Source organism: Giesbergeria sp., assembly GCF_028686475.1.
GTDB lineage: Bacteria > Pseudomonadota > Gammaproteobacteria > Burkholderiales > Burkholderiaceae_C > Simplicispira.
Window position 1 is genome coordinate 64,690 of the sequence record NZ_JAQUCA010000013.1, and the last position, 12,887, is coordinate 77,576.

The window sequence follows — 12,887 nt, forward strand, 5'->3', positions numbered from 1 at the left end:
CAGGGATGCGCCGATAGAATCTAATACCCGGCCTTGGCCATGCTTGCGCCTGTGCGCCCCACAAACACCATGAAACTGATTGGATCTAGCAACAGCCCCTACGTGCGTAAAGTGCGCGTGGTGATGGCAGAAAAAAAGCTCGACTACACCTTCGTGCTAGAGAACGTTTGGGCTGCTGACAGCAACATCTCGGCCATCAACCCGTTGGGCAAAGTGCCCTGCCTGATTATGGAAGGCGGCGACACCATTTTTGACTCGCGCGTGATTGTGGAATACCTGGATGCACTCTCGCCGGTGGGCAAGCTGATTCCTTCCACCGGGCGTGCGCGTGCTGAAATCAAAACCTGGGAAGCGCTGGCCGATGGCATTTTGGATGCGGCCATTTTGGTGCGCTTAGAGAACATCTTTGAAGGGCGCAGCCCACAGCAGCGCTGCCCGGCATGGATAGAGCGGCAAGTGGCTAAGGTAGATGCTGGCCTGTATGCTTTGTCTAAGGGCTTGGCCGAGCGCGCCTACTACGGCGGCATTCACCCCGGTTTGGCCGATATTGCCGTGGGCTGCACCTTGGGTTGGCTGGCATTTCGGTTTCCAGAATTGAACTGGCGTGGACAATACCCCAATTTGGCCCGCTTGCACGACAAGCTGATGCAACGCCCGAGCTTTGCCGATACCCAACCCGTGGCCTGACAAAGAAAAGGGTTGCGAAGCGCCCCCGAGCGAAGAAGAGAGGGAGGGAGGATGTGCGCCCCAGGATTGCAATCCGAACCCAAGGCCCGGACAGGCTTCGCAACCATAAAAAACAAAAGCTGCCACACCAACGCGGCACAGAGTCTAGGGTAAGCGCGGCGCAACAAAGTTCCAATGCCCTTGTGTGAACTTTTGCAAAGTTGTTACACCACCGCCAGCAGGCGTTCTAGCGGTACTTGGATACGCAACACATCTTTGTGCGCTACCACACCGACAATTTTGTAACCAGGCTGGGCGGTATCGCGCGGAATCAGCTCGCCCGTGGGCATTCCTTGGCGATTGAGTACCACCGCCACACGCGGCGTGGTGGCCGTCACGCCCCGGCGCACCACCATGCCCACTTCTTTGCTCGCCAAATTGACAAAAGTACCCGGCGGATAGACCCCCAGCGTTTTAACGATGGCCGCCCCAGCTTCATCGACTTGGTGCGCCTCGTCGTAATAGCACGATTGCATGGCTGCCGTGACTGGCATGGGGTAGCGGGCGACACGCGGGGCCAGACGGGCGGCAAAAATATCGGCACGCTGAATCAGGCGCGCCATTTGTTGGGCCGGGCTTTTATCGACCAGTGGGCCAGGCTGGCGGTGGTGGTGCTGGCGCACCGCTTCTAGCCAAATGGGGTCGTGGATGCCCAAGCCAGAGAGCAGTTCGGCACTGCGCTCGGGGTGGCTGTCGATGGCGTTGATTTGTTCGGCATTGAGTGGTGTGCTTTGCAAGGCCAGTTGGTCTTGTAGCTCCGTCATGGCGCAATTCATGCTCAGGGCGGCACAGCCGATACGCAAAATTTGCTCTTCCTCCCAGCGCAGGGTGGCACGGGCTACCACCATGCAGACGCAGGCCACCAACATGCTGTGCGTGGCGCTGTACATGTGCGTCTCTTGGCCTGATATGCGAACCAGCGCTAACAAAGTGGCATCGGGGGTGAGGACGCAGTAGCGCGATAAATCGGCCTGCAATTCCATAAACCGGCTGCCAAAATCTCCGATGTGCGGGCTACGCAGTAGCACCGTGGCCCGGTGTTGTAGGTCGGGCCAGTTGGGCAGGTTGCTGTGGGTATCGCTGTGGGTGCCTTGGGCCACGGCCTCCATGCGCGCTTGGGCGATTTGGTTGAGGGGCTTTTCGGACAGCAACATGCGTTGCAGCTGGCCCATGTAGGCACGGTGGCTGTCTTCGGATTCTGCGATGTCTATGCACAACTCAGCGCCACGCGCCACCAGCAGGTCTAGCTCTTCGCGGTTGCGAATCACATAGCCTTTTTGTGCCAGCACCGCCCCACTGACGCTGCGTAAAACGAACCCTAAGGGCTGGCCCAATGGAATGGTGTCGATGTTGAGGGTAAGCAGGTTCATGAATAAAGGATTATGCGTAGCCTTGGTTTGGCCCAAATACCGCCTGCCACAGGGCTTGGATGGCGGCTTGTTCTGTTTGCAATTCGGCGGTTGGTACTTGGGTGGCGGATTCATCGAGCCGGGCGCGGTGTTGCACCCGGCGCAGTTCGCGGTAGGCCGTGGCGGCCATTTGGCCTACGCCTGCTGGCAGCAGGCCAGCTTCTTCGGCGCGTTGCAGCAGGGCGATGTTGCCCACGTTATCGAGCAATTGCGGGTGCGTGCCCGAGTGCAGTAGCACCAGATATTGCATGGCAAACTCGGCATCGACCATGCCGCCGGGGCTGTATTTGATGTCAAATTGCTCGGGCGCAGCGCGGTGTGCCCCCAGAACGCGGGCGCGCATGGTGCTGATTTCTTGCGCCAGCGCGGCTGCATCGCGTGGCGCACTGATGACGGCTTGGCGCACGGCATCGAAGCGTGCGCGCAGGTCTTGGCTGCCCAGCACAAAGCGCGCGCGCGTCATGGCTTGGTGTTCCCACGTCCAGGCGGTGTTGCTGCCGCGCTGCTGCTGGTAGTTGGCGTAAGACTGGAAGCTGGTCACCAGTAGGCCCGAATTGCCATTGGGGCGCAAGGCGGTGTCAATCTCGAACAAATCGCCCTCGCCGGTTTTGACGGTGAGCCAGTTGATGAGTTTACGCACCAAGGCGGTATAGACCTCGGGGGCGCGCTCGTCGTCGTCGTCAAACACAAACACGATGTCTAAATCGCTGCCATAACCCAATTCTTTACCACCCAGCTTGCCATACCCGATGATGGCGAACTGCGGCACTTCGCGGTGGCGGTTTTTGAGGCGCTCCCAGCACCATTGCGCGGTAACGCGCAGCACGCTGTCGGCCAAGGCGCTCAGGTCATCGGCCACCTGCTCCACCGTGAGGCGGCCACCAACATCGCGCGCCAAGGTGCGGAAGGTTTCGGCATGGTGGGCGCGGCGCAGCAGATTGAGCAGGGTTTCGTCGTCGTCTTCTTTGGTGGAGCGCAAGGAGGCCAAGCGCCGGGCCAAATCGCGTTCAAAGTCTGCTGGCACAAAGCGCTCTTGCAAGAGGGCGCTACCGGCCAGCTCGTCAATCACGCCGGGATGCTGTTGCAGGTAGCGCGCTGGCCAGCGTGCTGCACCCAGCAGGTGCAGCAGTTGCTCGTGTACCGCTGGACGCTCTAATAACAGGGCCAAGTAACTTTCGCGGCGCAACAAGGACTCTAGCCAGTTGACCAAGCGCACTCCGGCTTCATCGCTGGCGCGGCCATCGCGCAACCATTGGCCGGTGCGTTGTACCAAGCGAAACAGCCGCTGGCGCGCTTCTTCGCGCAGGGCCGCCACACGCGGGTGGTTGCGCCACTCGGCCACGCGCTCGGCCAAAGCGGGAGGCAGTTCTTCAATCAGGGTATCGAGTTCGGGCGGCGTGGCAGAGCTGGCTTGTCCACCATTGCATTTGCCTTGGCAGGTTTTTTGGCTATCGCCCCCGAGCAGGGTGTCAAATTCTTGTGCCACCAACTCGCGGTGGGCATCGAGTGCATGCAAGAAACCGGGGCAATCGGTATAGCCCATGGTGTGGGCCATCCAGGCCAAGTCATCGTCGCGCGTGGGCAGAATGTGGGTTTGTTGGTCATCCAGATACTGGATGCGATGCTCTACCCGGCGCAAAAACACATACGCACGCGCCAGCGCATCGGCGGTGTCTTGTGGCATCAGGCCCGCTTGGGCGACGCGCTGCAAAGCGTCTAGCGTGGGCCGACGGCGCAGTTCGGGAAACTGGCCACCACGCACCACTTGCAACAGTTGTACGGTAAATTCGAGTTCGCGGATACCGCCGCGCGAGAGTTTGACATCGTTGGCGCGCTCAGGATGGCCAGCACTGCGCCGGGTGGCATGGTCGCGAATTTGGCGGTGCAAACTGCGTAAAGATTCAAACACGTTGTAATCTAAATAGCGCCTAAAGACAAACGGCAACACCACGGCGCGCAGGGCTTGGATTTGTGGCGTGCCAATGCAATCGAATGGGGCCACCACGCGGCTTTTGAGCCATGCAAAGCGCTCCCATTCGCGGCCCTGTATTTGCAAATACTCTTCTAAGGCCGCCAGCGAGACCGCCGGTGGCCCCGAGTTGCCATGCGGGCGCAAGGCCAAATCGACCCGAAACACCATGCCATGCTCGGTGGTATCGCCCACCAGGCTGTAAATGATTTTGACGGCGCGGCCAAAGTATTCGTGGTTGGAGATGCGCCCGCGCCCGTCGGGGCGGCCTGCGGTGTCGCCATCGTGTTCATAGACATAAATCAGGTCAATGTCGCTGGAGACGTTCAGCTCGCGCGCGCCCAGCTTGCCCATGCCCACAATCCACAGCTGCACCGGCTGGCCGTCCGGGCCGCAGGGTGCGCCGTGGCGCTCGTCTAGCTCTTGGCGCGCTTGGTGGCAAGCGGCATCTAAGGCCACTTCGGCCAAATGGGTGACGGCGCGCGTCACCACTTCTAGCGGCGCTTGGGCTTCGCAGTCCAGACGCATCAGGCGCTCCATGACCAGTTGGCGCAAGATACGCAAAGCCGCGCCGGTATCGCAACCTTGGGCGCGCAGGGCGGCCACCGTCTGCTCCATCGTGGCGCGCACCGGGGCACCGGCGGGCAACAGCGTGAGTTGTGGGCCATAGCGGCGGTGCAGCCGCTGAAAAAAGCGCGAGTGCTGGGCCGGGCTGGCGTCAACGTTATCCATCAGAGGCAAAGACATAGCAAAAAGCGGCGTGCAAGCGCCGCAGGTTAAACGACACGGTGTTTGATCAGCTTACAGCGTACTATGGCAAAGATGGCGGGCCATAATTCCGGCCACTGTTGCCAGCCTGCCATGAATGACCCCGCTTTGCACCCCACACGCCTCAGCCGCCGATTGGCAGCGCTGGCGCGTTGGTCGCTGCGCCTGTGTGGGGCCGCGCTGCTCCTGCTGGCGCTGGCCTGGGCCGCACTGCACGGCTGGATTGTGCCGCGAATTGGTGACTATCGTATCTTGCTGCAACAGCAGGCCAGCCAAGCCTTGGGCAGCCCGGTACAGATTGGGGCGATTGCGGCTTATAGCCGGGGCTGGCTGGTGCCATCCCTTGAGCTGCGCGATGTGCGCCTGCTCGATGCCCAACAGCGCCCAGCGCTGCACCTGCCGCGCGTGCTGCTGGCGCTGTCGCCGCGCTCGGTCTGGCGCTTGGGGCTGGAGCAGCTTTATATTGAACAACCCGCCTTGCAGGTGCGCCGCGCCGCCGATGGCCGCCTGTGGGTGGCGGGCCTGCTGTTGCCCGACCACAGCAGCGGCGATAGTGCCGGGATGGATTGGTTGTTTTCGCAACCCGAGGTGGTGGTGCAAGGCGGCAGCATCCACTGGATGGACGAATGGCGCGGCGCGCCGCCGCTGGCCTTGCACGATGTCAGCGTGCTGCTACGCAATGGTACTTGGCGCCACCAACTGCGCCTCGATGCCACGCCAGCACCCGAATGGGGCCAGCGCTTCACGCTGGTGGGGCGTTTTCGCGAGCCGCTGCTGTCGAGCCACAGTGGGCGCTGGCAGCAATGGAGCGGCCAATTGTTTGCCCATTTTGCCCAAGTGGATGTGGCACGTCTGCGCCACCATGCTGATGTCGGCGTACAGGTGGCCCAAGGCCGGGGGGCGGTGCGCGCTTGGCTGGATGTAGCGCGTGGCCAAGTGGTGGGTGGTGTGGCTGATGTGGCCCTGGCCGATGTGCAAGTCACCACCGCTGCTGGCTTGCCGCCCTTGGTACTGCCCACGCTACAAGGGCGGCTGGGGGGCAGCCGCTTGCCGGGGGGTTTAGAGCTGCACACGCAAAATTTGCAGTTCATGACCGATGATGGCCTGCGCTGGCCCGGTGGCAATGTGCGCCTGCGCTATGCCGATGCGGGCAAAAACAGCTTGGCCGATGGCCAATTGCAGGCCGATCAACTCGATTTGGCCGCCTTGGCGCGCATAGCCACCCGCTTACCCCTGCCCACCGCCATCCACCAAGCCTTGCACCGCTACACCCCTGAGGGCTTGGTCGAGCTGCTAGATGCCCGCTGGCAAGGCCCACCCGAGGCCCTGCACAGCTACCAAGTGCGCGCGCAGGTGCGCGGGCTGGCGCTGGCAGCCCCCGCACCCAAGGCCGGGCAAACCTTGGCCCCCGATGCGCCACTGGGCCTGCGCGGGGCCACAGTAGAGGTGGAACTGACCCAAGCCGGTGGCAAAGCCAACCTACACATCAACGATGGCGCGCTGGTGCTGCCCGGTGTGTTTGAAGACCCGTGGTTGCCATTACAACAATTCAGCAGTACGCTGCGTTGGCAGCAGACCGACCAGCGCATCGCCGTGCAGTTAGATAACACCCGCTTTGCCAATGCCGATGCCCAAGGCACGCTGCGCGCCAGCTGGCACACCAGCGACGCACGTACTTCGGGCAGCGGCGCACGCTTTCCGGGCGTGCTGGACTTGAGCGGCCAACTCAGCCGCGCCGATGGCACGCGCGTCCATCGCTACCTGCCCTTGGCTATTCCAGCAGAGGCACGCCACTATGTGCGCGATAGCGTATTGGCCGGGGCCGCCAGCAGTGTCGATTTTCGGGTGCGGGGCGATTTGCACGACATGCCCTTTACCGACCCACGCCAAGGCCAATTCCATATTGCCGCGCGGGTGCATGGCGTTCACTATGCCTATGTGCCAGCGCGTTTGCAAACAGCGGGCGAGTTGCCTTGGCCCGCCCTGACCGGGTTGGCGGGTGAACTGGTGTTTGATGGCTCCTCGATGCGCGTGCAGGGGGCCAGCGGTAGTTTTGCCGGTTTGCGCCAAACCCGCTTGACGCAGGTGCAAGCACACATCCCCGACTTAGAAAACGCCGTGGTGGCCGTGGGTGCCCAAGCCAAAGGCCCCTTGCCCGAGTTGTTGGGCTTTTTGCGCGACTCGCCCGTGCAGGCCATGTTGGGCCATGCGCTGGCCCAAACCACCGGCAGCGGCCCAGCTGAGTTGCAATTGCAACTCCAACTCCCCATCAACACGCTGGCGCAATCGACTGTGCAAGGCAAAGTGCTGCTGGCTGGTAACGACATCCGCATCACCCCACACAGCCCCCTGCTGTCGCGCGCACGCGGCACAGTGGAATTTACCGACAACAGCCTGCATCTGCGCGGCATACAAGCCAAAGCCTTGGGCGGCGAGGTGCGCCTAGAAGGCGGCCTCGCGCCACCGCCGCCCGGCCAAGCAGTCGATGCCGAAGCCTTGCAATTGCGCGCCCAAGGCACGCTATCCGCCCAAGGCTTACAGCAAGCCCCCGAACTGGGCTTGCTGGCGCAACTGGCCCACCATGCCAGTGGCACCGCACCTTACAGCTTCAACTTGGGCCTGCGCCGGGGTGTGCCGCAACTGCAAATAGAAAGCAGTTTGCAAGGCTTGGCCCTGCACCTGCCTGCACCGCTGGGCAAAACCAGCGACACCGCCGTGCCGCTGCGCCTAGAAAGCCACTTGCTGGCCACGGCGCGGGCACCCGAGGCACCACTGCACGAACAACTCAGTTTGCACTGGGGCCAATCAGGGCAGGTGCAGTATGTGCGCGACCTCAGTGCGCCACAGCCCAAGGTGTTGCGCGGTTTAATCGCGTGGGGTTTGTCTGGTGACGAAACCCTGCCCCTGCCCGAACAAGGCGTAGCTGCCAATGTGCAGCTGGCACAACTCGATACCGATGCTTGGCAGACCGTTTGGGCCAACCTGCCATCCAGCACCCCCACACCCACCAGCGCCAGCGCACCCGCCCCGGTCACCACTGCCGGGCTAGACTACCTGCCGCAAAGCGTAGCCCTGCGCGTCGGCGCACTCACTGCACAAGGGCGCACCCTGCACCAAGTGGTAGCTGCCGCATCGCAACAAGGAGGCCACTGGCAAGCGAATATAGAGGCCCAACAGTTGGGTGGTTATGCCGAATACCACGCCCCCGGCAGCCGCCAAGGGGGCAGCGATGGCCTGTTGTTTGCCCGTTTGGCACGTTTGCAATTGCCGCAAAGCAGCATCACCTCGGTAGAAAAAACCTTGCTAGAGGCCCAACCCGGCCACCTGCCCGCCTTAGACATCATCGTAGATAGCTTTGAGCTGCGCCAACGCGATTTGGGTCGTTTGCAAGTGCAGGCCAGCAACCGGGCCAGCACCGGCGGACGCAATGAGTGGCGTTTGCAGCAACTGGCCTTGCAGATGCCCGAAGCCAGCTTTAGCGCCAGTGGCAACTGGGCCGCGCTGGGGGCCGCAAACAGCACAGGCAACGCAGACAGCACCACAGCAGGGCCAGTGCGGCGCACGGCACTCAACTTTACGCTCGACATCCGCGATGCCGGTCAGCTGCTTACCCGCTTTGGCATGGCCGACGTGGTGCGCCAAGGCCAAGGCCAATTGGCCGGACAGGTCGCTTGGCGCGGTGCGCCCTCCTTGCCAGACTACCCTTCCATGACGGGCAACATCCATTTAGACATAGCAACCGGCCAATTCCTCAAAGCCGAGCCGGGGCTGGCCAAGCTGCTCAGTGTGCTGAGTTTGCAATCCTTGCCCCGGCGCTTAACGCTGGATTTTCGGGATGTGTTTAGCGATGGCTTTGCCTTTGATTTTGTGCGGGGTGACGTCCAAATTGAACAAGGTGTCGCCAGTAGCAACAACCTGCAAATGAAAGGTGTAAACGCTGCCGTCCTGATGGAAGGCAGCGCCAACATCCAACACGAAACCCAAAATTTGCATGTGGTGGTAGTGCCCGAAATCAACGCCATGAGCGCCTCTTTGGTGGCCACCGCCATTAACCCGGTGGTGGGTTTGGGCAGCTTTTTGGCGCAAATGTTTTTGCGCGGCCCCCTGATGGCCGCCGCCACGCAAGAGTTTCGCATTGATGGCTCTTGGGCCGACCCGCAAGTGACGCGCTTGGGCCGCGAAGCCAAGCCCTAAGTGATGCTGAAAATCAGCCCCCCCCAGCCTTGCATCAGCCCAAATTGGGCGCTAACAGGCGGCGCAACCCCTCAAGCTCCATGCCCCGGCGCTGCGCCAAGTCTTGCAACTGGTCTTCGCCGATTTTGCCCACGCTGAAATACACGCTGTCCGGGTGGCCGATATAAAAACCGCTCACGCTGGCGGCCGGGTTCATGGCCAAGCTCTCGGTCAGGCTCATGTCGATGTCGCTGCATTGCAGCAAAGCGAACATGTCGGTTTTGGCACTGTGGTCCGGGCAGGCCGGGTAGCCCGGTGCTGGGCGAATGCCTTGGTATTGCTCTTTGATGAGTTCCTCATTGCTGAGGCTTTCATCCTTGGCGTAGCCCCACAGGTCTTGGCGCACGCGCTGGTGCAGGCATTCGGCAAAAGCTTCGGCCAGCCGGTCGGCCAAGCTTTTGAGCATGATGGCCGAATAGTCGTCGTGCGCTGCCAAAAATTCTTGCTCTTTCTTTTCGATGCCCAAACCCGTGGTCACTGCAAACAGCCCGGCATAGTCGGCAATGCCACTGCCCTTGGGTGCGACAAAATCGGCCAAACAACGACTGGGGCGCGTCACGCCCTCCACAGTATGCTTTTCTGCTTGTTGGCGCAGACCGTACCACGTCATAGCCACTTGGCTGCGTGTGTCGTCGGTGTAGAACTCAATATCGTCCCCGACGCGATTGGCCGGGTACAGGCCCAGCACGGCATTGGCTTGCAACCAGCGGCCTTCGACGATTTTTTTCAGCATGGCTTGGGCGTCGGCAAACACTTTGCGCGCTTGCTCGCCCACCACCTCGTCTTGCAAGATGGCTGGATAGGGGCCAGCCAAATCCCAAGTTTGGAAGAACGGTGTCCAATCAATGAAGGGCAGCAACTCGGCCACGTCAAAGTTTTTAAACACCCGCCGCCCCAAGGCACGCGGCACGCTGGGCTGGTAGCTGCTCCAATCCACCGGGGTGGCATTGGCGCGGGCTTTGGCCAAGGGCCAGAGTGGGGTTTGCTTTTTGTTAGCGTGCTGTTGGCGCACCTTGTCGTAGTCGGTTTGCAGTTCTTGCACAAATTGCGTCACACCATCGCCCAACAGGTTTTGCGCCACGCCCACACTGCGCGAGGCATCGGGCACATACACCACTGGACCTTCGTAGTGTGGGGCAATTTTGACGGCGGTATGCACACGGCTGGTGGTAGCGCCACCAATCAGCAGCGGGATTTTTTTCACGCGGAAATGCTCGTCCTTTTGCATTTCGGCGGCCACATACTGCATTTCTTCTAAGCTGGGGGTAATCAAACCCGACAAGCCAATGATGTCGGCCCCTTCGGCCTTGGCACGCGCCAAAATTTCGTGGCAGGGCACCATCACACCCATGTTGACCACTTCAAAGTTGTTGCACTGCAAAACCACGGTGACGATGTTTTTGCCAATATCATGCACATCGCCCTTGACGGTGGCCATGATGATTTTGCCTTTGGTACGCACATCGCGCCCGGCCAGCTCGTCTTGGCGTTTTTCTTCTTCGATGTAGGGAATCAGGTGCGCCACCGCTTGCTTCATCACACGGGCCGATTTGACCACCTGCGGCAAAAACATTTTGCCTTGGCCAAACAAATCACCCACCACGCTCATGCCGGCCATCAGCGGGCCTTCAATCACATGCAAGGGCCGCCCGCCCTTGGCCAAAATCTCACGGTAGGCTTCTTCGGTGTCTTGGGTAATGAAGTCGGTAATGCCATGCACCAGCGCGTGGCTCAGGCGCTCATCCACGGTTTTGGGGGCTTCAGGGGTGCCGCGCCACTCTAGTTTTTTGCTCTCGTCTTTGGCACCGCTTTTGGCGGTTTCGGCCACTTCGACCAGCCGCTCACCCGCATCGGGGCGGCGGTTCAGCACCACATCCTCCACGCGCTGGCGCAGTTCGGGGTCTAGGTCGTCATAAACGCCCACCATGCCTGCGTTGACGATGCCCATATCCATGCCTGCTTGGATGGCGTGGTACAAAAACACGGTATGGATAGCCTCGCGCACCGGGTCATTGCCCCGGAAGCTAAAACTGACATTGCTCACACCCCCCGAGACTTTAGCGCCCGGCAGATTGGCTTTAATCCAGCGCGTGGCCTCGATAAAGTCCACCGCGTAGTTGTTGTGTTCTTCGATGCCGGTGGCCACGGCAAAGATGTTTGGGTCAAAAATAATGTCTTCGGGCGGAAAGCCCACTTCATCGACCAAGATGCGATACGCGCGCTCACAAATTTCAATCTTGCGTGCAAAGGTATCGGCTTGGCCTTTTTCGTCAAACGCCATCACCACGGCGGCAGCGCCATAGCGGCGCACCAGCTTGGCTTGCTGCTTGAAGGCTTCCACGCCCTCCTTCATGCTGATAGAGTTGACAATGCCTTTGCCTTGCAAGCAGCGCAAACCCGCTTCAATCACCTCCCACTTGGAGCTGTCCACCATCACGGGCAGACGGGCAATGTCGGGTTCAGAAGCCATCAGGTTGAGAAAGCGCACCATCGCAGCCTTGCTATCGAGCATGGCCTCGTCCATGTTCACGTCGATGATTTGTGCGCCGTTTTCTACCTGCTGGCGCGCTACGGCCAAGGCTTGTTCAAACTGGCCGTTCAGAATCAAACGGGCAAAGGCTTTGGAGCCGGTGACGTTGGTGCGCTCACCAACGTTGACAAACAGTGTGCCTTGGCCAATCGAGACAGGCTCCAGGCCAGACAGTTTCATGGGCGGAAGGGAAATTTCAGACATACGTCGCACCTGTGCAATGGAACCCGGAACAGGCGAGCGTGGTTGCCGGAGAGGATGGGCAGGAAGTAGCAGCATGCCCAAGCCTGACGGGGCCGAGTGGCTGGCCGTTGCAACGCTCCTTGGGCGCGGGCGATTTTACCCGTGCAGGTGCAACATCTGCCCACCGAGGGTGATGCGGCTGGCTTGATGGCGAATGGAGGTTAATCTGGTTGGCGTGTGAGCGTGTGCAGCATCCGTAAATCGCGGATAACTTCATTTGAATGCAAAGTAAATTGCATTCCTAATATCTTTTCAGCTTCTTCTATTTTTCCTGCCTGAACCAATGCCACCACATTCGAGGCAGCATAATGAAACATTTTGTGGTGCCCTACCAATGCAGTAAAGCCAGGAAATGTACCTAATTTAGCACGGCCTGCGCTGTAAATCCATTTACCTAAATCACAACGATTATCAAAGCAGATTTCTTCTGCCACGAAGGTTTCGGTGGAGCGGCCTTCTAAGAAAGATTGCAGCCGCAATTTCCAATTTTCATGGGCAGCAATGGCCATTTCAAAGTCTAAATCGTTGGCAGAGTGCGCTACTTTTTTTGCAAGCTCTTTGCGGTCTTCGACATCAATGCCAAAAAAATTTCTCAGAATATTTTCCATGAACATAGCAACTCAACCTGTGATGGTAGTGACGTAGGTCTGGCTATTTAACCATATCTTCTGCGTAACGACATCCTCCCTGTGTATAAGGATGAGAGGGGTTCCGCTATTAAAATAGCCACGCTTTGTCAGTGTTCAGCGCGCTGAAGCACTTGGTTTTGCTACCCACAAAATGTTGCAAAAAGATAAAATAATTACATTTTTTAGCAGAATAAAGGCATTCCACGGCATATAAATGTACCGGGCCACCAAATCCAAATGTGCAGCTCCAAGCGAGGGTTAGCAGCAGCACTCAACAAATCTACTCAAATCTATGCTAATATATCCATTATGAAGAGCTTAGTAAGCATAGGAGAAGCAGCAAAGGCGTTAGGTGTGTCCATAACAACCTTGCGCCGCTG

At 59.7% G+C, this 12,887-nt stretch carries 6 protein-coding genes and 1 riboswitch; of the genes, 2 read left to right on the forward strand and 4 right to left on the reverse strand.

Features of this window, described 5'->3' with window-relative positions:
- Positions 1-69: 69 nt before the first annotated feature.
- Positions 70-687 (forward strand): glutathione S-transferase N-terminal domain-containing protein, encoded by a 618-nt coding sequence (locus PHX60_RS10250; RefSeq protein WP_300077182.1) that lies wholly within the window; start codon positions 70-72, stop codon positions 685-687.
- A gap of 203 nt (positions 688-890) precedes the next feature.
- Here PHX60_RS10250 and PHX60_RS10255 read toward each other — a convergent pair whose 3' ends face one another.
- Both PHX60_RS10255 and glnE read right to left on the reverse strand, forming a co-directional pair.
- Positions 891-2,096 carry an HD domain-containing phosphohydrolase gene (locus PHX60_RS10255; protein WP_300077183.1) on the reverse strand — a complete coding sequence of 402 codons (1,206 nt, stop codon included), beginning with the start codon at positions 2,094-2,096 and terminating at the stop codon, positions 891-893.
- Positions 2,097-2,106: 10 nt separating this feature from the next.
- Positions 2,107-4,851 carry a bifunctional [glutamate--ammonia ligase]-adenylyl-L-tyrosine phosphorylase/[glutamate--ammonia-ligase] adenylyltransferase gene (gene glnE, locus PHX60_RS10260; protein ID WP_300077184.1) on the reverse strand — a complete coding sequence of 915 codons (2,745 nt, stop codon included), beginning with the start codon at positions 4,849-4,851 and terminating at the stop codon, positions 2,107-2,109.
- Between the two features lie 114 nt (positions 4,852-4,965).
- Between glnE and PHX60_RS10265 the strand changes: the two genes are divergently transcribed.
- A complete protein-coding gene (locus tag PHX60_RS10265; protein WP_300077185.1) occupies positions 4,966-9,066 on the forward strand; it encodes a YhdP family protein in 4,101 nt (1,366 codons plus the stop codon).
- Positions 9,067-9,100: 34 nt separating this feature from the next.
- Here PHX60_RS10265 and metH read toward each other — a convergent pair whose 3' ends face one another.
- The gene (gene metH / locus PHX60_RS10270; protein ID WP_300077186.1) at positions 9,101-11,839 is read right to left on the reverse strand and encodes a methionine synthase; all 2,739 of its coding nucleotides are present in this window, start codon (positions 11,837-11,839) and stop codon (positions 9,101-9,103) included.
- Positions 11,840-11,866: 27 nt separating this feature from the next.
- Positions 11,867-11,966: riboswitch (S-adenosyl-L-homocysteine riboswitch) on the reverse strand.
- A 73-nt stretch (positions 11,967-12,039) separates the two neighbouring features.
- Complete coding sequence (locus tag PHX60_RS10275; RefSeq protein WP_300077187.1) at positions 12,040-12,486, reverse strand: CZB domain-containing protein; 447 nt, start codon at positions 12,484-12,486, stop codon at positions 12,040-12,042.
- Between the last annotated feature and the right edge of the window lie 401 nt (positions 12,487-12,887).

Bases quoted from the DNA above. Each gene is read 5' to 3' on its own strand.
- PHX60_RS10250 (WP_300077182.1), top strand. From the start codon at position 70: ATGAAACTGATTGGATCTAGCAACAGCCCCTACGTGCGTAAAGTGCGC.
- PHX60_RS10275 (WP_300077187.1), bottom strand. From the start codon at position 12,486: ATGGAAAATATTCTGAGAAATTTTTTTGGCATTGATGTCGAAGACCGC.
- PHX60_RS10265 (WP_300077185.1), top strand. From the start codon at position 4,966: ATGAATGACCCCGCTTTGCACCCCACACGCCTCAGCCGCCGATTGGCA.
- metH (WP_300077186.1), bottom strand. From the start codon at position 11,839: ATGTCTGAAATTTCCCTTCCGCCCATGAAACTGTCTGGCCTGGAGCCT.
- PHX60_RS10255 (WP_300077183.1), bottom strand. From the start codon at position 2,096: ATGAACCTGCTTACCCTCAACATCGACACCATTCCATTGGGCCAGCCC.
- glnE (WP_300077184.1), bottom strand. From the start codon at position 4,851: ATGTCTTTGCCTCTGATGGATAACGTTGACGCCAGCCCGGCCCAGCAC.